This window comes from Microbacterium sp. Cr-K20, from assembly GCF_000708325.1.
Lineage (GTDB): Bacteria > Actinomycetota > Actinomycetes > Actinomycetales > Microbacteriaceae > Microbacterium.
On the sequence record NZ_JARE01000060.1, the window covers coordinates 49350 to 72751 of the forward strand.

The following is a 23402-nucleotide window of genomic DNA, read 5'->3' on the forward strand; positions in this document are numbered from 1 at the left end:
AGCGCGCGGACGAACTGTCGAGCAGCGCCTCAGGCGATACCGGGTACGCCGCTGAGCAGCAGGATCACAAGGCCACTGGTGGCGAGGAAAGCTCCGATCATCCACCAGGCGCTGATCTCATGGCCCTCGTCGCGGCGGACGCGGAACAGCACGTCAGCGCGGCGAGCCGGATCGGCGACCGCCGCCGGTGGGGTGGTGACGGACGGGGTGGCTGCGACGCCCTGCTCGGCGTCGGCGCTCACTCGGAGAATCCGTCCGGTGTTCGTCGTGATGATCTTCGTCGCGGCGGCCTTCGAGCCACTCGTGTGCTGCGTTGTCATCCGTTCGCCCTCCTGTGCCTGCGGTGCCTGACGGCTCCGTCCACGGCGACAAACCCAGTGACAATTGTGACACGGCGCTCCGGAAAGCGTGGCTCACCCCGCCCCGAGCCCATACCGGCTCGATAACGATGCCGTCGTCGCCGCCGGGAGAACACGCCCTCAGCAGGGCCGGGGAATGGGGAATCAGAGCCACTTCGAGACGAGGTGCTCCGAGGCGATGCGCCGGAGGGTCCCGGAAGCACCGCGGAGCACGACGCTCTCCGTGTACACATAGCCCCGCTCGCGGCGGACGCCGGCAACGAGCTGGCCGTCGGTCACGCCCGTCGCGACGAAGATCGTGTTGTTGCCCTGCACCAGGTCGTCGGCCTCGTAGACCCTGTCCATGTCGAGCCCGGCGTCGATCCCGCGCTGACGCTCGTCGTCGTCACGCGGCCACAGGCGCCCCTGGATGTGTCCGCCGAGCGCCTTGATGGCGCATGCCGTGACGATGCCCTCGGGGCTGCCTCCGACGCCGACGCACATGTCGGTGCGCGCATCATGCCGGGCGGCGTTGATCCCACCCGCGACGTCACCGTCGCTCATCAGTCGGGTGCCGGCGCCCGCATCGCGGATCTCCTGGATGAGTTGCTCATGACGCGGACGGTTCAGTACCGACACGACGATCTCGTCGACGGGCTTGTCGAGCGCACCGGCGAGCTTGCGGATGTTCTCGCCGATGGGGAGCCGGATGTCGACGACACCGACGCCTGCGGGTCCCGTGACGAGCTTGTCCATGTAGAAGACGGTGGAGGCATCCAGCATCGTGCCCCGGTCGGACACCGCGATCACGGACAGCGCGTTCTGCCGACCCGCTGCGGTGAGGGAGGTTCCGTCGATGGGATCGACTGCGATGTCGCACAGCGGTCCGCGCCCGGTGCCGACGACCTCGCCGTTGAACAGCATGGGTGCGTTGTCCTTCTCGCCCTCGCCGATCACGACGCGGCCTTGGAAGTCGACGGTGCCCAGGAACGCGCGCATCGCGTCGACGGCCGCCCCGTCGGCGGCCTCCTTCGCGCCTCGACCGATGAAAGGGACCGCGCGGATGGCCGCAGCCTCCGTCGCTCGCACCAACTCCATCGCGAGGTTACGGTCGGGACGAAGAGGGCTCAGATCCGCAGTCAGACTCACCATGCGGTCAGCCTAGCTATCGAAGCGAGCGAACAGCCCGGTTTTCCGCCTCTATCCCGCGAAGGAATCGCGATTCTTAACGCCTGGGCACGAGCGACCGTGCGGGCGGTGCGGCCGACCTTCGATACGACTCCGGTGGCCCCGATAGAGTGGCACCTGTCCCGGCTTCCCTTATCGCAGGAGTTCTCATGCCCGTCGCCACCCCGGATCAGTACGCCGAAATGCTCGACCGCGCGAAGGCCGGCGGCTTCGCGTATCCCGCATTCAACGTCTCGAGCTCGCAGACGATCAACTCCGTCCTCCAGGGGCTGACCGAGGCCGGCTCCGACGGCATCATCCAGGTCACCACGGGCGGAGCCGACTACTTCGCCGGCCACACCGTCAAGGCACGCGCCACCGGCGCTCTGGCCTTCGCCCGCTTCGCCACCGAGGTCGCCAAGAACTACCCGATCACCGTCGCGCTGCACACCGACCACTGCCCGAAGGACGCCCTCGCCGGCTTCGTCGAGCCGCTGATCGCAGCCTCCGAGGACGAGGTCAAGGCCGGCCGCAACCCGATCTTCCAGTCCCACATGTGGGACGGCTCGGCGGTTCCCCTCGCGGAGAACATCGAGATCGCGAAGGACCTTCTCCCCCGCATGAAGAACATCAACGCCATCCTCGAGGTCGAGATCGGCGTCGTCGGCGGCGAAGAGGACGGCGTGCAGCACGAGGGCTCGAACGACGCCCTCTACACGACGTTCGCGGACGTCGACCAGGCCGTGCAGGCCCTCGGTCTCGGCGAGCAGGGCCGCTACATCGCCGCCCTCACGTTCGGCAACGTGCACGGCGTGTACAAGCCGGGAGGCGTCAAGCTGCGCCCGGAACTCCTCGGCGAGATCCAGGCCGAGGTCGCAGCGAAGTACAACACGGGCGCCAAGCCGCTCGATCTCGTCTTCCACGGTGGCTCCGGCTCGACCGACGAGGAGATCGCCCTCGCGGTCGCGAACGGCGTCATCAAGATGAACATCGACACCGACACGCAGTACGCCTACACGCGCGCGATCGCCGACTACATGTTCAAGAACTACGACGGCGTGCTGAAGGTCGACGGCGAGGTCGGCAACAAGAAGCAGTACGACCCCCGCGCCTGGGGCAAGATCGCCGAGTCGGCGATGGCCGCCCGCGTGGTCGAGTCGACCCGTCAGCTCGGCTCGTACGGCCAGTCGAAGAGCTGATCCGTCCTGACTTCGATGAGAGATGCCCCAGCCGGTCGGCTGGGGCATCTCTCTTCTCGCAGCGTGGCGCGGTCGGCCAGCCGGACAGCCGTCAGCCTCGGCCGCGGCGGATCCGGACGATCGAGATCGCTGCATCGATCAACGCGTCGATCACGAGCAGCAACCCGAGGGTCCTGCCCGCTCCCCGCACGCGAGACGTGACCCACGCTCCCGCGGCGAACTCCCCGAACGACAGGGCGAGGCCGACCACGGGACGGCGGCGGAGAGCCTCGCCGAGCCGCGCGAGCGGGCGTTCCCGACGGGTGAGAGGCGTGAATTCCCCGACCCCGGCGATCGCCGTCTCCCGCACCGCGGTCCACCACCCCACCGGCAGGAACCGCCGTTGCGGCCGTGCGGTCGCCCCGCCGAACGCGGCGTCGATCAAGTCCGGCGCGACGCCGAAGGCGGCCAGGAAGGCTCGCTCGCGGGACTCGGCACCGATCACACCACCCAATGCCTCGGGAATCAGTGCGCGGTGGGCGGCATCCACATCGAGCCTGACGGCGGCGGCCAGCTCCAGGAGCTCATCGCGGCTCCCGTCACCCTCGGTGAGCAGTCGACGGTAGATCTCCGCAGTCTCGGGAACACGGATGGCGTCGATGTCGAGCACGGGCAGGGTGTCGCGTTCCGCATCCGTCCAGAACGGCACCGGACCGCCGTTGCCCGCGGTCACCTCGAACCACACGTCGGCGTCCGCGCGATTCAGCTCGATCACGGGCACCTCCGCCCTGGAGGTCGACCAATCACCGGTCGGCTCCGCGGTCTCGAACTGCTGAAGCGACCAGTCGCCGGACTCCCGGTGATCGACGGGCATTCTGCGCGCCGTCGCCAGGATCCTCGCGATGCCGGGGCCGCGGTGCGAGAACGCGGAGACCCTCACCGCCGAAGCCGCGAACAGTGCGGAATCGATCGAGGCATCCTCCGACTCGTCGGCGCCCACCTCGGCCGAATCGTCGATGAGCTCGTCGACCAGTTCCTCCACCGGATCGAAGCCGTACGCCTCGTCCTCATCCACGTCCGCGTCCACGTCCAGCCAGAGCGTCAGGCCCTCCGCCTCGAAGGCTGACTTCAGCTCGCTCGTCGACAGGGTCGACTCGACCGTGTCCTCCTCGCTGAGCGTCAGGACGTGGCCGTCGTCCGTCACCGGGATCGCGAGCACGGCCTCCTCCCGGTCATCCCACGCGGCTGTCGCATCGCGCATACCGGCGGGAACACGCAACAGGGAGAGGATGTCTCGGGCCGATGGCCGAGGGTCGGAGCCGTCGCCACGATCCACGGAGGCGTAGGAGAGCTGGATGCCGAAGCTGTTCTGAAGCATCCTTCGACAGTACGTGCTCCCGCGGCTACTGCCCGACGGTCGCGAGGTAGGCCACGAACGCCGGGTCGTTCATCATCGGCACCGAGATGCAGATCGTCACGACGATCATCGTCGCCAGCGCACCCGCGATCGGCACCCACCAGCTGATCCGTCGACGCCGCAGACGTCGGATCGACAGCGCCGCCGTGATCGACCATCCGACGGCGAGCACGATGGCCGCGATCGTCCCCCAGATCCGCCCCTGGGCGAAGTTCGTGAACTCCCCCTCGATGCCGAGGATCTTCATCGTCTCGTTCATCACGGTGGGCAGATCGAGATACGACAACCCGGTGATGATGATGTTCACCAGGCCGTAGGCAAGCAGCGCGATGGTCACGAAGCGGTCGACCGGGTGCGGACGTGCCGCCGGGGCGCTCGCGCTCGGATCGGGCACCGTCGGGCCTGCGGCCGGCGGTGCCGGCGGGGCGACGACGACCTCGTCGAGGGGCGGCAAGCCGGCGGCTCGCCGCTGCTCCTCGGGCGTGGCGAGTTCGCCGTACTGCGGGCGCTGATCGGTCATCCCGCCATGCTAACCGTCCCGACCCTGGGCGATTCACAGCGAGGGCGCGTGAAAACGATAGCGGCCCCGGAGAAGTGGGGACTTCGCGGGGCCGCGGACGTGAAGCGCTGGGGACGCTTCTCATCCAATTTGATCACCGGCGCTGGGGACGCCTGTGGTGATCAGTAGCGCTGATGCATGCCGCTACTCACCTGATCATAGGAAAACGTGTGCCCGAGCGCCAGGGGTCAGACTTCAGATAGTGAACTCCGCGCCGTCGGAACCCGCGTCGAGGTTGTCGGCGCCGAGTTGCAGCGAGAGCCGTCTGGCCGTTCGCTGCAGCGTCGCCACCAGCTCGCTGTCCACCACTGCGCGGTCGGCCGGCAACGAGATCGCGAGCGACGCGGTGACGCCGGGGGCGATGACCGGCACCGCCACACAGGTCGCGCCGATCACATACTCCTCATGATCCACCGCCCACCCGGGCGAGTGCTCCAGCTGGGTCAGCAGTGTCGTGCGATCGCTGATCGTGCGCGGCGTGAGCTCCTCCAGGCGATGTCGGGAGAGGTAGTCCAGTCGCTCATCATCGGGCAGGTCCGCCAGGATCTGCTTCCCCAAAGCCGTCGCGTGCGCGCTCGACTGCAGTCCGACCCACAGCTCCACCCTCGGGTTGCGCACCGCGTCGACGATGTCGACCAGGTGCATCTCTCCATCAGCGAACCGGGAGAGGTACGCGGTCGCCCCCACATCCTCCGTCACGTCCCGGAGGGCGGCTCGGACTCGAGCCAGGAAGACGCCCCGCGAGTCGATCTGCTGCTGGAACGAGGGGAACCGGGTCCCGAGCACCAATCCGTCGGGTTCGGAGCTCAGATACCCCTCATGGACGAGGGTGCGCACGAGATTGTATGTCGTGCCCGGCGTCAATCCCGTGATCGCCGCCAGCATCTTGGTCGGAAGCGGCCGAGGCGAATTGGCGACGATGTCGACCAGCCGCAGCGCGCGCTGTACCGACCCGATGAGGGTCGGCTCCGCTTCCGCGGCGCTCAACGCTACGCGCCTCCTCCAGTGGCGCGACCGCCGAGTGCACGATCGTCACGCTGACCGGAAGCATCGTGTCGAAGCTCCTTGGGCAGGGAGAACATGAGGTCCTCCTCTGCGGTCTTGACCTCTTCGACATCACGGTACCCGGCGTCGCCGATCGCATCCAGTACCTCGCGCACCAGTACCTCGGGCACGGATGCACCACTCGTGACGCCGACGGTCTCGACGCCGTCGAGCCACTCCTGCTGGATCTCCTCCGCGTAGTCGACGCGGTAGGCGGCCTTCGCGCCGTACTCGAGCGCGACCTCGACGAGGCGCACGCTGTTGGAGGAGTTCGACGAGCCGACGACGATCACGAGGTCGGCACCGGCCGCGACCTTCTTGATCGCGACCTGGCGGTTCTGCGTGGCGTAGCAGATGTCGTCGGACGGCGGGTTGTGCAGCTCGGGGAAGCGCGTGCGGAGGCGATTCACCGTCTCCATCGTCTCGTCGACCGAGAGAGTGGTCTGCGAGAGCCAGACGACCTTGTTGGGGTCCTTCACGACGACGGTGTCTGCCTCTTCCGGGGAGTTCACGACCGTGACGTGCTCCGGGGCCTCGCCTGCCGTCCCCTCGACCTCTTCATGACCCTCGTGACCGATGAGCAGGATCTCGAAGTCGTCGCGGGCGAATCGCACGGCCTCGCGGTGAACCTTGGTGACCAGAGGGCAGGTCGCATCGATCGCGTGAAGTCCACGATCCGATGCGGCGTTGACGACCGCCGGGGAGACGCCGTGCGCACTGAAGACGACGTGCGCGCCCTCGGGGACCTCGTCGACCTCTTCGACGAAGATCGCGCCCTTCTCCTCGAGCTCGGTCACGACATGGATGTTGTGCACGATCTGCTTGCGCACATAGACCGGGGCGCCGTAGCGTTCGAGCGCCTTCTCGACGGCGACGACGGCGCGGTCGACGCCGGCGCAGTATCCGCGCGGCGCGGCGAGCAGGACCCGCTTGCGTCCGGCCACCGGGTTATCCTGAAGCCGTCCGGCCGCCGCACGAACACGTGGGAGACGGGGGACGGGGAGATGCACGGCAGTCGAAGTCACCCTTGGATTCTACCGCCGCGCGGCTGTGCGGGGCCGGAGAGACCAGGGTCAGGAACGGGAGCGGATGACAGTCTTCGAAGCGACGACGGGCCAGGGTGAGACGCCACCCGCCGATTCGGTCGCCCCTCGCGATTCCACAGCCGATGCCCCCACCTCGGTCACGAGGCTCAACGCGACGATCCGCGACTTCATCGCCCGCTGGAACACGGTCTGGGTCGAGGGTGAGATCACGTCCTGGAACGTGCGCGCCGGCAACGTCTTCGCACGGCTGAAGGACACCCGCTCGGACGCGCAGATCTCGATCCGCGTGTGGTCGAGTGTGCGCGGACGCATCCCGTCCGACATCGGCATCGGCGATCACGTCGTCGTGGCGGTGAAGGCCGACTACTTCGTCAAAGCCGGAGACTTCAGCTTCGCGGTCTCCGCGATGAAGCACGTGGGGCTCGGCGATCAGCTCGAGCGTCTCGAGAAGCTCCGTGTGCAGCTGCGTCAGGAGGGTCTGTTCGACCCGGCCCGGAAGAAGCGCCTGCCGTTCCTCCCGCACGTCATCGGGCTGATCACCGGCGAGCGGTCGGATGCCGAGAAGGACGTGCACCGCAACGCCGAGCTGCGCTGGCCGCAGGTGCGCTTCCGCACCGAGTACGCCGCCGTGCAGGGTGATCGCTGTGTGCCCGACACCCTGGCGGCCCTCGCGAAATTGGACGCGGACCCCGAGGTCGACGTCATCATCATCGCCCGCGGCGGCGGTGACCCGCAGACGCTCCTCGGCTTCAGCGATGAGCGTCTCGTGCGGGCGGTGTCCGCGGCGACCACTCCCGTCGTCAGCGCGATCGGACATGAGAACGACCACCCCCTCCTCGACGATGTCGCCGACCTCCGCGCGTCCACCCCGACGGATGCGGCGAAGCGCGTGGTACCCGACGTCGGAGAGCAGCGAGCTCTGATCGCGCAGCTGAGATCCCGCGCGACGTCGCGCCTCACGCAGCGCCTCACGCACGACATCGCACAGCTCGAGCAGCTCCGCTCCCGCCCGGTCCTGCGCTCCCCCGCGCCGATCATCGACGCGCGTGCTCAGGAGCTGTGGCTCCTGCTGTCCCGTGGCCGCGACAGCCTCACCCGGCAGCTCGACCTCGCCGGCCGTCGAACGAGCGAACTGCGCGCCTCCCTGCGCGCGCTCTCCCCCGCGGCGACCCTGGCTCGCGGCTATGCGATCGCGCACCTCGAGGGCGGCGTGATCCTTCGCGATGCGGCGGATGCGCCGGCAGGCAGCGCCCTGACGATCACGGTCGATCGTGGATCGGTGGCTGCCCGCTCGGAGGGCGAGATCCCTGAGAACGACTGAGCCGGGCCGACACGACGCACGACGTAGGATGGAGGGGTGAGCGCCCTGAACGACATCCCCGTGGAGACGCTGTCGTTCGAGGCAGCCCGTGACGAGCTCGTGAAGGTCGTCGCCGAGCTCGAACAGGGCTCTCCGACCCTCGAGCACTCGCTCGCCCTCTGGGAGCGCGGCGAGGCGCTGGCCGCTCGCTGCGAGGAGTGGCTGCTCGGCGCGAAACGCCGTCTGGATGCCGCTCGCGCGGCCGCGTCGGACGACGAGACTCCTGGCGGCGACGCATGAGCAAGCAGCCTCCGATCATCGCCGAGCTCGGACGCCCGGAGACGCCGGACGAGACCGCCGCCCGCAAGGCGGCGTCGAGCAAGGCCTACCGATCCAGCCAGACCTTCCGCAACCTCATCGCGGCGCTGCTGGTCACAGTGGCCGTCGTCGCCGTCATCATCTTCGCGGTGCCCCGGGGCGAGCCTGTCGAGCGCAAGCCGCTCGACGTCGCGGCCGTGGCCGAAGGCGTGGAGTCCTCGATGGAGCGCCCCGTCCTCATCCCCGAGCTCGGCACCTTCTGGCGCGCGAACAATGCGGAGATGCAGGGTGGCGCCACGGTCGTCTGGGAAGTGACGCTCGCCCCGAAATCCGACACCGAGCGCGGCTTCGTCAAGGTCGCGCAGGCCTTCGACGCCGACGCGTCCTGGGCACCGCAGCGCCTGAACGGCATCGCACCCACGGATACGGTGCGCATCGGCGGACTCGACTGGGACGTCTACAAGCCCGGCAGCGCCGAGTCCAACGCGAACATCACCTACGCCATCGGCACTCAGGCGGGCGACGACTACATCCTGCTCTACGGCGCGCGCTCTGCAGACTCCACCGCGGAGCTCGCAGAATCCCTCATCCCGCAGATCCGCGACATCTCGGAGGCCTCATGACGCACCCCTTGACCCCGGCCGCAGCCTGGCAGCAGATGCAGGAGGGCAACCGCCGTTTCGTCGCGGACGAACCGCGTCATCCGAACCAGGATGTGCTCCGACGCAAAGACCTGGCGGCGGCGCAGCACCCCGTCGCCACGCTGTTCGGCTGCTCGGACTCACGTCTCGCCGCGGAGATCATCTTCGACCTCGGCCTCGGCGACCTGTTCGTCGTCCGCAACGCCGGCCAGGTCATGGGTGAATCGATCGTCGCGAGCCTCGAGTACGCGGTCGCGGTGCTCGAAGTGCCCCTGATCGTGGTGCTCGCCCATGACTCCTGCGGCGCGGTTCGCGCGGCGATCGACGGCACCGCGATCGACGCCGCTCCTCTGCCGCCGCACATCTGGAAGCTGATCGCCCCGATCGTCCCCGCCGCGCGGAAGGTCCTGGCACAGAGCGGCGGCGGCACCGTCGCCGACATCGACTCGGAGCTCGTCGGCATCGAGCATCTGCGCAACACCGTGCGCGACCTGCTGCAGTCGTCCGAGATCATCAGCAACGCCGTCGCCGAAGGCCGTCTGGGCATCGTCGGCGCCAACTACCGTCTGGCCGAGGGCGAGGCGGTGCCCGTCATCACGGTCGGGCTCGACACCGACGTCACCAAGGGGATCGACCCCGCAACCAAGGAGGGTTCTGAATGACCGACACCGACCAGCGCAGCGGCGAGAATGCGCAGGGCTACCGGATCGAGCACGACACCATGGGTGAGGTGCGGGTGCCCGTGAACGCGCTCTACGGGGCGCAGACGCAGCGCGCCGTCGAGAACTTCCCGATCTCGGGCAAGGGCCTCGAATCGACGCAGATCGCCGCCCTCGCGCGGATCAAGAAGGCTGCAGCGCTCGCCAACAAGGAACTCGGCACGCTCGACGGCGCCATCGCCGACGCGATCGCCCAGGCCGCCGACCAGGTGGCCTCCGGCGCGCACGACGGCGAGTTCCCGGTCGACACCTACCAGACCGGTTCCGGCACGTCGTCGAACATGAACATGAACGAGGTGCTGGCCACCCTCGCAACCGGCATCCTCGGTTCGGCCGTGCACCCGAACGACCACGTGAACGCCTCGCAGTCCTCGAACGACGTGTTCCCGACGTCGGTGCACATCGCCGTGACGCAGGCCGTCATCGACACACTCATCCCCGCGCTCGACCACCTCGCCGTGGCCCTCGAGGCGAAGGCAGAGCTGTGGAAGGATGCGGTCAAGTCCGGCCGCACGCACCTCATGGACGCCACGCCCGTGACCCTCGGCCAGGAGTTCGGCGGCTACGCCCGTCAGATCCGCCTCGGCATCGAGCGCGTGCAGTCGGCCCTCCCGCGCGTCGCCGAGGTTCCCCTGGGCGGCACCGCCGTGGGCACCGGCATCAACACGCCCCTCGGCTTCCCGCAGAAGGTCATCGCGCTGCTCGCGGCCGAGACCGAGCTGCCCATCACCGAGGCGAAGGATCACTTCGAGGCGCAGGCCAACCGCGACGGCCTGGTCGAGGCCTCCGGCGCTCTGCGGACGATCGCCGTCTCGCTCACCAAGATCAACAACGACCTGCGGTGGATGGGCTCCGGCCCCAACACGGGTCTCGGCGAACTGCACATCCCCGACCTCCAGCCCGGCTCCTCGATCATGCCCGGCAAGGTCAACCCGGTCGTCCCCGAGGCCGTGCTGATGGTGTGCGCGCGCGTGATCGGCAACGACGCGACCGTCGCCTGGGCCGGAGCATCCGGTTCGTTCGAGCTCAACGTCGCGATCCCGGTGATGGGCACGGCGGTGCTCGAGTCGATCCGTCTGCTGTCGAACGCCTCGCGCGTGCTCGCCGACAAGACCATCGACGGCCTGCAGGCGAACGTCGAACGCGCCGCCGCTTTCGCGGGCATGAGCCCGTCGATCGTCACCCCGCTGAACAAGCTCATCGGCTACGAGGCTGCCGCGAAGATCGCCAAGCACTCGGTCGCCAAGGGCATCACCGTGCGCGACGCCGTGATCGACCTCGGCTACGTCGAGCGCGGTGACCTCACCCTCGAGCAGCTCGACGAGAAGCTCGACCTGCTGTCGATGACGCACCCGGGCTGACCCGCACGAAACGACGGATGCCGCGAGGACTCGTTCCTCGCGGCATCCGTCGTTTCCGGTCCGCAAATGCATGACCGTGTTCCGGGTGCATGAGAACCCAACGGGAGCATTCATGCATCTGGCAAGAACTCATGCGGATGGTGCGGGTCAGACCCGCGCACGGCCGAGTGCTGCCATCACGGCCGCCACAACCACATCCCAGGTGTGCAAGATCATCGCGTAGTCGAAGCGAAGCGTCTCGAACCCGAGGCGTGATGCCGCGGCATCGCGCATGAGATCCCGGTGACGCTGACTCGGTCCGTCGTGGTTCTCCCGACCGTCTGCTTCCAGAATCACCCGCCCCTCGATGACGAAGTCGACTCGTCCGACTCCTGCGACTGCGACCTGCGTTCGCACCTCGACTCCGATGAGGTGGAGCCTCAGCCGTACCAGCGATTCCAAGCCGCTCTCCGCATCGGGCCGCGCAAGATCGACGAGCCAGCGCGCGGAAGCAGGAAGAGCCGCCCGGACCCTCGCGCGTGCCGCGGCTGTAAGCATCCGCTTGTTCCATGCCGACTCGAATGCAGCGAAGAAGAACTCCTCGCCATAGCAGGCGAATGCGTGCAGAAGCGCGACATCGATCGGAGCGATTCCGATATCCATACGTCCTGGGGTGAAGTGGGCGACGCAGCCGCACCGCTCCGGATGATGACGTCGACCACCGAGACCCATCCACACGTGCACCTCTTTCGGCATCTCGAGCGTCCACACTTCTCGAGCGCGCAAAGCTCCACCGCACGTGAGGGCGCCACCGTGCGCTGCTGCCGAGACCACTTCCGGTGCGGCGTCAACCGACGCGAAAACCCCGGGCCGCACCCGAACGATACGTCCGGCCCTGCACTCGACGCCCAGCCGCGAACGCGAGCAGCCGAACGCCTGAAGTCGGGTGCCGCGCGCGACCCCTCCGAAGTGCCCGAGGACGGAGCCGACGTCGATCATCGTCTCATCCTGGATGCACGTGACCATTGCTCTCGCACGCCGGAGCGCAATCCGTGGAATCACGTTTCTCAAACCACGGCTGTGCAGTCCCGGACCACCCGGCCCGCCCCCGGATGCATGAGGATTGCACGAACGCAGGATGTCCAGCGCCCGAACGGTCATGCATCCGGGCGCCACTCATGCATTCGGCGGAAGGCGAGATCCCCGCGCACACGACGGCGGATGCCGCGAGGACTCGTTCCTCGCGGCATCCGTCGTTTCCGGTCGTCAGCTGAGCTCTCCGCCCTCCAGGAGCTCGGTGACGAGGGCGGCGATGGCCGAGCGCTCGGAGCGGGTCAGGGTGACATGTCCGAAGAGCTCATGCCCCTTCAGCGTCTCGATGACACTGGCGATCCCATCGTGCCGGCCGACGCGGAGGTTGTCCCGCTGACCGACGTCGTGGGTGAGGATGACCCGCGAGTTCTGTCCCATGCGGCTCAGCACGGTGAGCAGCACGTTCCGCTCGAGGGACTGGGCCTCATCGACGATCACGAAGGCGTCGTGCAGAGAGCGTCCACGGATGTGCGTGAGGGGCAGCACTTCGAGCAGTCCGCGCTCGACGACCTCTTCGATGACGTTGCCGGAGACGACCGAGCCGAGTGTGTCGAACACCGCCTGCCCCCAGGGGCCCATCTTCTCGCCCTGGTCGCCGGGCAGGTAGCCGAGCTCCTGGCCGCCGACCGCGAACAGTGGTCGGAACACGATGATCTTCTTCTGCTGCTGGCGCTCCAATACGGCCTCGAGCCCGGCGCACAGTGCGAGCGCCGACTTGCCGGTTCCCGCACGACCGCCGAGAGAGACGATGCCGACCTCCTGGTCGAGCAGCAGGTCGATCGCGATCCGCTGCTCCGCCGAACGGCCGTGCATGCCGAAGATGTCGCGGTCGCCGCGCACCAGGCGGAACTCGCCGTCACCCGTGACGCGCCCGAGAGCGGATCCGCGCTCGGAGTGGATGATCAGCCCGGTGTTCACCGGGATCCCCCGAGCCTGGTCGCTGATACCGACTTCGCTCTCGTAGAGGTCGCTGATGTCGTCTCCGGAGAGGTCGAGCGTCGCGATGCCGGTCCATCCGGAGTCCACCGCCTGTTCGGCGAGGTACTCCTCGGCCCGGAGTCCCAGCGATGCGGCCTTCACGCGCATCGGCAGGTCCTTCGAGACGATCGTGACGTCCTGGCCGTCCTGCGCGAGGTGCATCGCGACCGAGAGGATGCGGGTGTCGTTGTCGCTGAGACGGATGCCAGCCGGGAGCACCGAGGAGTCGGTGTTGGCGAGCTCGACGCGGAGCGTGCCCCCCTCCCCGACCTCGACCGGGAAGTCCAGGCGGCCGTGCTCGATGCGCAGGTCGTCGAGGTGCCTCAGCGCCTGCCGTGCGAAGTAGCCGATCTCCGGGTCGTGACGCTTGCCCTCCAGCTCCGTGATCACGACGACTGGGACGACGACCGAGTGCTCGGCGAAACGGAAGAACGCCTGCGGATCGCTCAGCAGAACGGAGGTGTCGAGCACGTAGGTGCGCAGATCCTGATCCGGATCGGCGGACGACGATGCCCGGCTCGACGTCTTACGGGTGGACTGCTGCGCGGTGCTGGTGGCCTGCTGCGCTGTACGTGTGGTCACGACCCACTCCCGACCCGGGGAATCCCGGCTATTCGAACGAGTCGACCAGGGGGTCACGAGCCGCGAACCTGAGGCCGACCCGAACGGGCGCCTTGCCCGATGCCTAGAACGTACGACCGCCCAGGGGATTAACCCGAACTCGACACGCCAGGGATTCGTTACGCGCTGATGAACGTCTCGTTGCCGAACGTGTGCAGGGCGTCGTCGAGGAGCTCGAAAGTGGCAGCATCCGTACCCGCGTGCGGGGCGACCCGCACCGAAGCACCTCGGGCAGTCACGACGATTCCTGCGTTGGCGAGCGCTGCGGCGAGGCGTGCAGGTTCCTCCGGTGCCAGCGCGACGATGCCGGCCCGCTCCACGCGCTCGCGCGGCGAACTCACCTCGATCCCATGGCGGTCGGCGATCTCGATGACACGGTCGACGTTCTCGGCGAGCCGCTCCTCGATGGCGGCGACCCCGGCATCGCGCATGTCCCGCACGCCGATCGCGAGGCGCCCGGCAGCGAGGGTGTCCGGCTGGCTGACCGTGTAGGCGCTCGCGGATGCCGCCGGCCCCGGCAGCTCATCGACGAACAGTCCGGTCGCCGTCGTTCCGGTGATCCCGGACAGCACGGGGACGATCCGCTCCCGTGCACGCGGCGCGAACCAGGCGAAGGCGCTGCCCCTGCCCGCACGCAACCACTTGTATCCGTGTCCGACGACCACGTCGGCGGCCGCGTAGTCCACGTCGATCACGCCGAACGACTGCACCGCGTCGACGATGAGCAGGCGGTCGGGGCCGATGACGTCACGCAGTGCGGCGAGGTCGGCCCGGTATCCGGTGCGGAAGTCGACGTGACTCACTGCCAGCGCGACGACCTCGTCGTCGAGCGCCTCGGCGACTGCCTCCGGCGTCACGCGTCCGTCGTCGGGCGTGATCCATCGGGGCGATACCGCGCGGTCCGATGCGGTCGCGGCCCGCTCGATCGTCAGGCTGACGCTGGGGAACTCCGCCGTGCTCGCGATGACCGCCCCGGAGATGCCGTACAGCGCGTGCATGAGTCCGTGCGTCGACGAGGGCTGCAGGGTGACGTCGGCGGCGTCTGCGCCGAGGAGCTCCGCGACGAGCGCCTGCGCCTGACCGACGCGCTCGGCGACCAGCGACAGGGAGGAGGGGCGTCCGCTTCCCAGGAGGTCGGCATCGGCGAAGACCTCTTCGCGCACGGAGGGGGACAGCGGACCGAATGCTGCCCAGTTCAGGTAGCCGGACTCGTTGTCGAAAGTGTCGACGTAGTCCTGGAAAGTGCTCACTGCGTCATTGTGGCACGGTGCCGGTCGCACCGCCTCCGGCTTCAGCGACCGAACCGTCGGTCGCGATCCGCGAAGTCGCGGATGGCGCGGAGGAAGTCGACCTGTCGGAGATCAGGCCCGAGGGCCTCGACGAAATAGAACTCGCTGTGAGCGCTCTGCCAAAGCAGGAAGTCGCTCAGCCGCTGCTCACCGCTCGTGCGGATGACGAGGTCCGGGTCCGGCTGTCCCCCGGTGTAGAGGTGTTCCCCGATCATCTCCGGGGTGAGGTGGGCGGCGAGATCCTCCATCGTGCCGCCCGATGCCTCGTGCTTGGTGATGATGCTGCGAACGGCGTCGACGATCTCGTTGCGGCCGCCGTAGCCGACGGCGAGATTCACGTGGAGTCCGCTGTGGTCTTTGGTGCGCGCTTCGGCGTCGGCGAGCACTCTGGCGAGTTCGGGCGGCAGGATGTCGGAGCGTCCGACGTGCTTGACCCGCCAGTTGCCCTCCTGAGAGAGCGCCTCCGCCAGCTCGGCGATGATCTCGATGAGGTCGGCGAGCTCCACGGAGTCCCGCTTTCGCAGGTTGTCACTGGAGAGCAGATACAGCGACACGACGCGCACGCCGAGCTCGTCGCACCAGCCGAGGAACTCACGCATCTTCGCAGCCCCGGCCCGGTGGCCTTCTGCCGCGCTGTCGAACCCGAGCTGGCGCGCCCATCGCCTGTTGCCGTCGATCATCATCGCGACGTGATGCGGGACGGAAGCGGGATCGAGGTGGCGACGCAGCCGACTGGTGTAGAGCCGATACAGCGGCCCTCGCACCGGATTCTCGCGTGATATCACCTCCCTACGCTACCGTGCCCCGGCTTTCGCCACGGTGTGCGGATGCTGAGGATCATGTGCTCGTCGAGGTATGCGCGTCGGCTTAGAGTGAGCACGTGAGCACTCCCGAACAGTCCGGTCCCGACGTCCCCGAGCTCCCGCTGCACGCTGCCGGGGAAGTCGATGCCGCGGTGGAGATCCGACCCACGTGGCGAGGGTGGATCCACGCGGGCACCTTCCCGGTGGCGGTGGTCGCCGGCGCGATCCTGATCCTCGTCGCCGACGGGGCCGCAGCGAAATGGGCCTCCGCGGTCTTCATGGTCACGTCCATGCTGCTGTTCGGCAACTCGGCGCTTTACCACCGGTTCGACTGGAAGCCGAAGGTCAAGGTGCTCCTGAAGCGGATCGATCACGCGAACATCCTGCTGCTGATCGCCGGCACCTACACGCCGCTGGCCGTGCTCGCGCTGCCGCCTGCGAAGGGAGTGCTGCTCCTCTGCCTCGTCTGGGGAGGGACCCTCGTCGGCATCCTCTTCCGCGTCTTCTGGATCAACGCCCCCCGCTGGCTGTACGTCGCGCTGTATCTGCTGCTCGGCTGGGCGGCGGTGATGTACATCGGCGACCTTCTCGCGGCGAACGTCGCGATGATGGTGCTCGTGATCGTCGGTGGGCTCCTGTACACGGGCGGCGCGGTCGTCTACGCCCTCAAGAAACCGAACCCCTGGCCCGGCCACTTCGGCTTCCACGAGATCTTCCACGTGTGCACGGTGCTCGCGTTCCTGTGCCACTGGACCGCGTGCCTGCTCATCGCCATCGCGCCGCTGTCGCCCTCGCTCGGCGCTCCGTAGTCACCGTCACCCGTCCTCACTCGGGCGCTCCGGAACTCGTGGGCGCTCAGCGTGCAGGCGGTTCTTCACCCTCGTCGTGTGTGCTCGAGCCGTCGACCTCGGTCGATCCCGTCGCGCTCGTGTCGGCTTGTGCTCCGGCCGCGGCGCGGGCGGCCTCCTCGGCGTCGAGCTCCTCGCGCACCTCGTCGCGATACCGGACGCGGCGGATCCGACGGTTCATGTCCCAGATGAGCAGGATCACGGCGATCACGATCACCACGATCACCGCGAAGCCTACGAACCCCGGGGTGACGGACACCGGATCGACGGTCATGCTGGGCGTCGGCATCGGGGTCTCGGTCAGAGCGAGCATGAATCGGCCTTTCGTACGCAGGTCGCATAACCTGGTACCACCAGCCTAACGACCGGGAAGACCCACCTGTGACGACCGCACAACAGCTCGACGAACGCTATGGACGAACCCGACGGCGTCGGTGGCCGTGGATCGTCGGCGGCGGCCTCGCGCTGCTCGTGATCGGTGCCTTCAGCTGGATGACCGTCGCGCAGTCCATGGCCTCCGTGGACGCCGATGATCTGGGCTTCACGCTCGTCGACGAGCACTCGGTGGAGGTGAGCTTCCAGGTCACCGGCGTGCAGGGCCGGGACGTCGTGTGCGCTCTCGAAGCCCTCGATGAGGAGTTCGGCGTGGTCGGCTGGAAGATCGTCGAGATCCCCGCCGGAGACAGTCATTCACAGGCGAAGTCGGTCACCATCCCGACGGTCGCCGAGGCCACGACAGGTTTGGTGAACACCTGCTGGGTCGCCTAGACTCGTGGCAGACATACGACGCCCCGGCACGAGCCGGGGCGTCTTGGCATATCCCCCGCAGCACGCCGGAGGGATCCCGAAAGAAGGAGCTTCGCCATGTCCACCGATGCTCAGGTTCCCTTCCTCACGCAGGAGGCTTACGACCGGCTCGTCGCCGAGCTGGAGCACCTGTCGACCGTCGGTCGCGATGAGATCGCCAAGCGCATCGAGGCGGCTCGCGAAGAAGGCGACCTCAAGGAGAACGGCGGATACCACGCCGCGAAGGATGAGCAGGGCAAGCAGGAGGCCCGCATCCGCACCCTCGAGGCTCTGCTGAAGACCGCCAAGGTCGGCGAGGCTCCCGCCAGCCGCGGGATCGTCGAGCCCGGCACCGTCGTCACGGCTCTCGTCGCCGGCGGCGAAGAGGTCTTCCTCCTCGGCAGTCGGGAGATCGCGGTCGGCAGCGACCTCGACGTCTACAGCGAGGCCAGCCCGCTCGGTCAGGCCATCCTCGGCCTCAAGGTCGGCGAGAAGTCGGCCTACGAGGCGCCCAACGGGCGTTCCATCAGCGTGGAGATCGTGAACGTCGAGACTTACGCGGGCTGACCACCCACGCAGAAGCGCCCCCGCATCCTCTCGGACGCGGGGGCGCTTCTGCGTGGGTGGGAAGGTCAGTCGGCGACGAGGATGGGCTCGAAGCCGGCCCGCCGCAGCGTGTCGAGCGTGTGCTCCGAGTGCTCGGGGCCACGCGTCTCGACGCTGAGTTCGAGGATGACCTCGCTGATCTGAAGTCCGTGACCATGACGGGTGTGCATCGCCTCGATGACATTCGCCCCCGCCTCGGCGATGAGCTCGGAGACGCGGGCGAGCTGCCCCGGACGGTCGGGCAGTGGGACGCGGATGGTGAGGTATCGGCCCGATGCCGCAAGCCCGTGCGAGACCACGCGCTGCAGGAGCAGCGGATCGATGTTGCCGCCCGACAGCACCGCCATCGTCGTGCCGGTGCCGGAGACCTTGCCGGCCAGGATCGCCGCGACGCCGGCCGCACCGGCCGGCTCGACCACGACCTTCGCCTGCTCCAGCAGGATCAGGATCGCCCGAGCGAGGTCGTCGTCCGAGACCGTGACGACCTCATCGACGAGCTCCTTGATGATGTCGAACGGGATGGCGCCGGGGCGCGCGACCAGGATGCCGTCGGCGATGGTCGGACGGGTGACGATGTCCACGGGCTCGCCCGCAGCGAGCGACGGGGGCACAGCGGCGGCGTTCTCGGCCTGGACGCCGATGATGCGGACCGTGCGCCCGAGTTCGGCGGCACGCGCTTTCACGGCCGCGGCGACGCCCGCGATCAGGCCTCCGCCACCGATGCCGAGGACCACGGTGTCGACATCCGGGGCGTCCTCGAGCAGTTCGAGTCCGAGCGTCCCCTGCCCGATCACGACGTCGCGGTGGTCGAACGGGTGGATCAGCACCGCACCGGTGCGCTCGGAGAACTCCGCCGCCAGACGCAGCGATGTCGCCACGGTCTCACCCTCCAGCACGACCTCAGCGCCGTACCCGCGGGTGGCGAGGAGCTTGGGAACCGGAACCCCCAGCGGCATGAAGATGGTCGCGGGGATGCCGAGCGCCTGCGCCGCGAGCGCGACGCCCTGGGCGTGGTTGCCGGCGGATGCGGCGACGACGCCCCGCGAGCGCTCCTCAGCGCTCAGGCGTGAGAGGCGGTACGCGGCACCGCGGATCTTGAACGAGCCCGTGCGCTGAAGATTCTCCATCTTCAGCAGGACGGTGCCTCCGTGAATGTCGGAGAGGGCTCGCGACGGCAGCGTCGGCGTGTGCGAGATCACCTCAGCCAGACTCTGAGCCGCTAGCTCGAACTCGGTCAGGCTGGGGACTGCACTCATCGATTCCTCCGTCTCCGCTCGCGCGGTACTGTGCTCCAGATAAGGTCTCCGCTGGGCCCGACGCCGGTGCGCCAGGAACCAGAACTGATGGTCACGGCCGCGACGTTGACGAAGGCCGCAAGCGGTACGGCGAACAGTGCTCCGGGGATGCCGGCGATCATCGCGCCGCCCGCCACGACGAGGACGACGGCGAGCGGATGCACCTTGACCGCGGAGCCCATCATGATCGGCTGCAGGATGTGGCCCTCGATCTGCTGGACCGCCAGCACGACCACGAGCATCCACAGTGCGATCCACGGCCCGTTGTAGACGAGAGCCAGGAACACGGCGACGGCGCCGGTCGCGACCGCACCCACGATCGGGATGAAGGAGCCGAGGAACACCAGGACGGCGACCGGAAGCGCGAGCGGCACCTGCAGCAGGAACGCCCCGAGGCCGATGCCGATCGCGTCGATGGTGGCCACGAACAACTGAGTGCGGGCGTAGTTCACGATCGTCGCCCAGCCGTTTCGGGCGGCACCGTCGACGGCGGGCCGCGCCTTGCGCGGGAAGATCCGAAGGGTCCAGCGCCAGATTCCTGCACCGTCGGCGAGGAGACAGATGAGGATGAACAGCGACAGCAGCGCACCGGTCGCGACGTGTCCGACCGTCGTGCCGATGGCCAGTGCGCCCGTCCAGAGCGCCTGCGTCTGCTCGTCGAGGAAGTCGAGGCCCTGCTGCAGGTAGTCGGCGATCTGGGTGTCGGAGAGGTTCAGGGGACCCTCGTGGAGCCAGACCTGGAACTGGTCGAACGCCTCGGTCGAGCGTGCCTGCACGTCGGGCAGCTGAGCGCGCACCTGCCAGACGACCAGCCACATCAGTCCGGTCACGATGGCGGCCGTTCCGATCAGCGAGATCGTGATCGCCAGCCAGCGTGGGAATCCGCGTCGCAGCATCCACGAGAACGCCGGCCACAGGAGTGCTGTGATGAGGATGCCGACCATGAGCGGGATGACCAGGAGCTTCAGCAGCATCACCAGCCAGATGAAGACGCCGATCGCTGCGGCGATGATCAGCAGCCGCCAGGAGTAGCTCGCCGTGATGCGCAGCGGCAAGGGCACCGCCTCATCGGCATCGGTCGTCACGGTGCGGTCGGTCGAGACCGGGCGCGGACGGAAGAGATCTCGCAGCCGGGGGCGCTGGTCCTCGCTCATCGCCCAAGTCTACGGTCAAGCCGTATGCCGTTCGACGCATCCATCACCGAAGAGCGGAGATGTCGGTGCCCGGCGATACGCTGACGGCGTGACCGAGACCCTCAGCTCCCCGCACGCCCGGCGGATCGCCCTCGCCGCTCAGGGGTTCACCCGATCCCGACCCGCATCGGTCACCGCGCGCCACGTGCACCGCGTGATGGATCGGCTCGGCGTCCTTCAGATCGATTCGGTGAACGTGTTCGCGCGCTCGCATTACCTGCCGCTCTTCTCGCGTCTCGGCTCCTACGACCCGACACTGCTCGACAGGGTCTTCCTCTCCCGCACCACCCACTACGTCGAGTACCTCGCCCACGAGGCGACGTTCATCCCGGTGGCGGACTGGCCGCTGTGGCGATTCCGCATGGACGACTTCCGGCGGAAGTGGGCGGATGAGGACTCGTGGATGAGCAACAACGCGCGCACGGTGCAGTGGGTGCAGGACGAACTCCGCGCCAGGGGGCCGCTGCGTCCCGCCGACCTGCGCGACGACGCGCCGCGAGAGCGCGGAACATGGTGGGACTGGGACGAAGCCAAGCTCGCGCTCGAACACCTCTGGCGCACGGGCGATGTCGCCGTGAGCGGCCGCCGGGGCTTCGAGCGCACGTACGCGCTGGCCGACCAGGTGATCCCCGACGTTATCCGATCGCGGGAGATCTCCCGAGACGAGGCGATCCTGGAGTTGACGCGCCGTGCGGCTCGCTCGAGCGGTGTCGCGACGCAGTCCGACCTCGCCGACTACTACCGCATCCGTGACCGTGCCGCGGTCGCCCGATCGATCACCGAGCTCGTCGACGCCGGCGAGCTGCAGCCGGTGCAGGTGCGCGGCTGGGAACGCGGAGGCCGTCCGCTGCGCGCGTGGCGGCATCGCGATGCCGTGCTGCCCCGCAAGATCGAGACCGCGGCCGTTCTGACTCCGTTCGATCCGGTGGTGTGGTTCCGCGACCGGGCGCTGCGCATCTTCGATCTCGACTACCGCATCGAGATCTACGTGCCGGCCGAGAAGCGCCGGTTCGGCTACTACTCGCTGCCCGTGCTCGTCGGCGACCGCATCGTGGCGCGCGTCGATCTGAAGGCCGACCGCGCCACCTCGACGCTGCAGGTGCAGTCCGCGTGGTGGGAACCCCAGGCGCAGCCGGGCGATGCCGAGCCGGTCGCCGCCGAGTTGGCCCTCGCGGCCGCCTGGCAGGGCCTGGAGCGGGTCTCGGTCTCTGGGTGGGGTGACGCCACGGCAGCGCTTCATGCGGCGCTGACCGGAGCAGGTGGCAGCGTGCACCGCCACGTGCACGCCAGAGAGAGCGCCCCGTGAGCCGGCGGCGATGGTGGCTGATCGCCGGTGCGGTCGGTGTCGTCGTGCTCGTCGCCGGGGGCCTGTGGATCTGGCAGGCGACCGGCCGCCCCGCCACGGCGGAGGAGGCGGCGGCGGAGTACCTGCGCGCACTCGAATCCGGTGACCCCGCAGCGGTGGAGGCCACTGGTGCCGTGATGCAACGGGAGACGCTCGACGCGTTCTCCGACGCGACGGCACTCGTGCACGGTGCGGAGGTGATCTCCGTCAGCGGAGACGACAGCGCGCCGGTCGGTGGTGTGACGGCGACGGCCGAGATCACGTTCCGCCTGGCCGACGAGAAGCACACGGCAGCGCTCACACTCTCCCCCGTCGACGGGCGGTGGGTCGTGGATGAGTCCGGGCGGGGTACCGTGACCGCCCGCCCCTCGGTCGGCTCGTTCGTCTCCATCGGCGGGCAGACGCTGCCCGCGGGCGAAGCCACGACATTGCTGCCGGCGACCTACCCCGTGACCGCCGCCCCGGCAGAGCTGCTCAGCGGCGAGAGCTCGGTGACGGTGCTGCTGGGAGACGAGCAGTCGATCGATCTCGAGGTGTCGCTGCGCTCGGAGGCGACAGTCGCAGCCCAGAATCAGCTCGACGATCATCTCGAGGCGTGCACCGTGCCTGGTGATACGCCGCCCGAGGGCTGCGGCATCCGCATTCCCTGGGGTACCGAATTCCGCGCCGTGTCAGAGTTCCGCTACCGCGTCGAGAAGCTACCGACGCTGACCCTGTCCGGCAACGGATTCGCGGCGGAGGGGGGCGTCCTCGTCACCACGGTCACCGGAACCGGTCAGGACGGCGCGAAACGTGAGGCCACCTACCGGACCGACTCGTGGAGTCTGCGCGGCGACGTGTCGTTCACCGCAGAGGGCGTGGTGCTCAGCGCCTGGTGAGCGGGCCCCTGGTGAATGCGATTCGAATCAGAACTGGACGCGAGGCGGTTCGGAGATCGCACTGCTGTCGGCGACCTCGAAGAACTCGCGCTCGGTGAAACCGAGCCCCTTGGCGAACAGGTTGTTCGGGAAGACCTTGATCTTGGTGTTGAGCTCGCGCACGCCACCGTTGTAGAACCGGCGCGCAGCCTGGATCTTGTCTTCGGTGTCGACCAGCGCCTGCTGCACCTGGAGGAAGTTCGTGCTCGCCTGCAGCTGCGGGTACGCCTCGGCGACCGCGAAGAGACTGCGCAGCGCCTGCTGGAGGTGTCCCTCGGCGATGCCGGCCTCACCGGGACCGCCGGCCGACAGCGTCTCGGCGCGCGCACGAGTCACGTTCTCGAAGACCGCCTTCTCGTGGGAGGCGTATCCCTTGACCGTCTCGATGAGGTTGGGAATGAGGTCGGCTCGTCGCTTCAGCTGCACCGTGATGCCGCTCCACGCCTCGTCGACGCGGACCTTCAGTTGCACCAGCGAGTTGTACGTGGCCCAGAGATAGATGCCGGCGAGCAGGATCACTCCGACAACGATCAGTACCGGCACGAGCCATTCCATCAGAGGC

General features: G+C 68.3%; 25 protein-coding genes. 11 read left to right on the plus strand and 14 right to left on the minus strand.

Annotated elements, in window-relative coordinates; translation table 11 throughout:
• Window positions 1-29: 29 nt before the first annotated feature.
• Entirely contained in the window at window positions 30-320 is a 291-nt protein-coding gene (locus GZ67_RS0114850) for a hypothetical protein (protein WP_029262952.1), read from the minus strand.
• A gap of 183 nt (window positions 321-503) precedes the next feature.
• The gene (glpX, locus tag GZ67_RS0114855) at window positions 504-1490 is read right to left on the minus strand and encodes a class II fructose-bisphosphatase (protein ID WP_029262953.1); all 987 of its coding nucleotides are present in this window, start codon (window positions 1488-1490) and stop codon (window positions 504-506) included.
• 185 nt (window positions 1491-1675) lie between these two features.
• Here glpX and fbaA point away from each other — a divergent pair, with 185 nt between their 5' ends.
• A complete protein-coding gene (fbaA, locus tag GZ67_RS0114860; RefSeq protein WP_029262954.1) occupies window positions 1676-2704 on the plus strand; it encodes a class II fructose-bisphosphate aldolase in 1029 nt (342 codons plus the stop codon).
• A gap of 91 nt (window positions 2705-2795) precedes the next feature.
• On the opposite strand, the gene GZ67_RS0114865 is transcribed toward fbaA, so the two are convergent.
• The 4 genes from GZ67_RS0114865 to GZ67_RS0114880 all read right to left on the minus strand — a co-directional run bounded on the left by GZ67_RS0114865 (window position 2796) and on the right by GZ67_RS0114880 (window position 6728).
• The gene (locus GZ67_RS0114865) at window positions 2796-4061 is read right to left on the minus strand and encodes a hypothetical protein (RefSeq protein WP_029262955.1); all 1266 of its coding nucleotides are present in this window, start codon (window positions 4059-4061) and stop codon (window positions 2796-2798) included.
• Between the two features lie 25 nt (window positions 4062-4086).
• Entirely contained in the window at window positions 4087-4620 is a 534-nt protein-coding gene (locus GZ67_RS0114870; RefSeq protein WP_029262956.1) for a DUF6264 family protein, read from the minus strand.
• 234 nt (window positions 4621-4854) lie between these two features.
• Complete coding sequence (locus GZ67_RS0114875; RefSeq protein WP_029262957.1) at window positions 4855-5646, minus strand: IclR family transcriptional regulator; 792 nt, start codon at window positions 5644-5646, stop codon at window positions 4855-4857.
• 2 nt (window positions 5647-5648) lie between these two features.
• On the minus strand, window positions 5649-6728 hold the full coding sequence (locus GZ67_RS0114880) for a 4-hydroxy-3-methylbut-2-enyl diphosphate reductase (protein ID WP_181156177.1): 1080 nt from the start codon (window positions 6726-6728) through the stop codon (window positions 5649-5651).
• Between the two features lie 64 nt (window positions 6729-6792).
• Here GZ67_RS0114880 and xseA point away from each other — a divergent pair, with 64 nt between their 5' ends.
• Genes xseA through GZ67_RS0114905 form a run of 5 tightly spaced genes read left to right on the plus strand, consistent with a single transcriptional unit; the run spans window position 6793 to window position 11088 of the window.
• Window positions 6793-8070, plus strand: coding sequence for an exodeoxyribonuclease VII large subunit (gene xseA / locus GZ67_RS0114885; RefSeq protein ID WP_029262959.1), 1278 nt, complete (start codon window positions 6793-6795; stop codon window positions 8068-8070).
• Window positions 8071-8106: 36 nt separating this feature from the next.
• Window positions 8107-8349, plus strand: a complete 243-nt coding sequence (locus GZ67_RS0114890; RefSeq protein WP_029262960.1) for an exodeoxyribonuclease VII small subunit — start codon at window positions 8107-8109, stop codon at window positions 8347-8349.
• Complete coding sequence (locus GZ67_RS0114895) at window positions 8346-8990, plus strand: DUF4245 family protein (RefSeq protein WP_029262961.1); 645 nt, start codon at window positions 8346-8348, stop codon at window positions 8988-8990. The genes GZ67_RS0114890 and GZ67_RS0114895 overlap by 4 nt, the downstream gene beginning before the upstream one ends.
• Entirely contained in the window at window positions 8987-9670 is a 684-nt protein-coding gene (locus tag GZ67_RS0114900) for a carbonic anhydrase (RefSeq protein WP_029262962.1), read from the plus strand. Before GZ67_RS0114895 ends, GZ67_RS0114900 begins: the two co-directional genes overlap by 4 nt.
• On the plus strand, window positions 9667-11088 hold the full coding sequence (locus GZ67_RS0114905) for a class II fumarate hydratase (RefSeq protein ID WP_029262963.1): 1422 nt from the start codon (window positions 9667-9669) through the stop codon (window positions 11086-11088). Before GZ67_RS0114900 ends, GZ67_RS0114905 begins: the two co-directional genes overlap by 4 nt.
• A 147-nt stretch (window positions 11089-11235) precedes the next feature.
• Here the strand turns inward: GZ67_RS0114905 and GZ67_RS0114910 are convergent, their stop codons facing one another.
• The 4 genes from GZ67_RS0114910 to GZ67_RS0114925 form a co-directional block, all read right to left on the minus strand.
• Window positions 11236-12066, minus strand: coding sequence for an endonuclease domain-containing protein (locus GZ67_RS0114910; protein WP_081860018.1), 831 nt, complete (start codon window positions 12064-12066; stop codon window positions 11236-11238).
• Between the two features lie 267 nt (window positions 12067-12333).
• On the minus strand, window positions 12334-13719 hold the full coding sequence (locus tag GZ67_RS0114915) for a PhoH family protein (RefSeq protein ID WP_029262965.1): 1386 nt from the start codon (window positions 13717-13719) through the stop codon (window positions 12334-12336).
• Between the two features lie 158 nt (window positions 13720-13877).
• Window positions 13878-15008 carry an aminotransferase class V-fold PLP-dependent enzyme gene (locus GZ67_RS0114920; RefSeq protein ID WP_036303810.1) on the minus strand — a complete coding sequence of 377 codons (1131 nt, stop codon included), beginning with the start codon at window positions 15006-15008 and terminating at the stop codon, window positions 13878-13880.
• A 41-nt stretch (window positions 15009-15049) separates the two neighbouring features.
• Window positions 15050-15829, minus strand: a complete 780-nt coding sequence (locus GZ67_RS0114925; RefSeq protein ID WP_029262967.1) for an isoprenyl transferase — start codon at window positions 15827-15829, stop codon at window positions 15050-15052.
• Between the two features lie 98 nt (window positions 15830-15927).
• Here GZ67_RS0114925 and trhA point away from each other — a divergent pair, with 98 nt between their 5' ends.
• A complete protein-coding gene (gene trhA / locus GZ67_RS0114930; protein WP_029262968.1) occupies window positions 15928-16659 on the plus strand; it encodes a PAQR family membrane homeostasis protein TrhA in 732 nt (243 codons plus the stop codon).
• A 46-nt stretch (window positions 16660-16705) separates the two neighbouring features.
• Here the strand turns inward: trhA and GZ67_RS0114935 are convergent, their stop codons facing one another.
• The gene (locus GZ67_RS0114935; protein WP_029262969.1) at window positions 16706-17011 is read right to left on the minus strand and encodes a hypothetical protein; all 306 of its coding nucleotides are present in this window, start codon (window positions 17009-17011) and stop codon (window positions 16706-16708) included.
• A 68-nt stretch (window positions 17012-17079) separates the two neighbouring features.
• Between GZ67_RS0114935 and GZ67_RS0114940 the strand changes: the two genes are divergently transcribed.
• Window positions 17080-17466, plus strand: a complete 387-nt coding sequence (locus tag GZ67_RS0114940) for a DUF4307 domain-containing protein (protein ID WP_029262970.1) — start codon at window positions 17080-17082, stop codon at window positions 17464-17466.
• 96 nt (window positions 17467-17562) lie between these two features.
• Window positions 17563-18051: a transcription elongation factor GreA gene (greA, locus tag GZ67_RS0114945; RefSeq protein WP_029262971.1), complete on the plus strand. Its 489-nt coding sequence runs from the start codon at window positions 17563-17565 to the stop codon at window positions 18049-18051.
• Window positions 18052-18116: 65 nt separating this feature from the next.
• Here the strand turns inward: greA and ilvA are convergent, their stop codons facing one another.
• Window positions 18117-19346, minus strand: a complete 1230-nt coding sequence (gene ilvA / locus GZ67_RS0114950) for a threonine ammonia-lyase (protein ID WP_029262972.1) — start codon at window positions 19344-19346, stop codon at window positions 18117-18119.
• Window positions 19343-20539 carry an AI-2E family transporter gene (locus GZ67_RS0114955; protein WP_029262973.1) on the minus strand — a complete coding sequence of 399 codons (1197 nt, stop codon included), beginning with the start codon at window positions 20537-20539 and terminating at the stop codon, window positions 19343-19345. Before GZ67_RS0114955 ends, ilvA begins: the two co-directional genes overlap by 4 nt.
• A gap of 88 nt (window positions 20540-20627) precedes the next feature.
• On the opposite strand from GZ67_RS0114955, the gene GZ67_RS0114960 reads away from it, so the two are divergent.
• Window positions 20628-21884, plus strand: a complete 1257-nt coding sequence (locus tag GZ67_RS0114960) for a winged helix-turn-helix domain-containing protein (RefSeq protein ID WP_029262974.1) — start codon at window positions 20628-20630, stop codon at window positions 21882-21884.
• Window positions 21881-22801, plus strand: a complete 921-nt coding sequence (locus tag GZ67_RS0114965) for a hypothetical protein (RefSeq protein WP_029262975.1) — start codon at window positions 21881-21883, stop codon at window positions 22799-22801. The genes GZ67_RS0114960 and GZ67_RS0114965 overlap by 4 nt, the downstream gene beginning before the upstream one ends.
• A gap of 27 nt (window positions 22802-22828) precedes the next feature.
• Here the strand turns inward: GZ67_RS0114965 and GZ67_RS0114970 are convergent, their stop codons facing one another.
• Entirely contained in the window at window positions 22829-23395 is a 567-nt protein-coding gene (locus GZ67_RS0114970) for a LemA family protein (protein ID WP_029262976.1), read from the minus strand.
• Window positions 23396-23402: the final 7 nt, after the last annotated feature.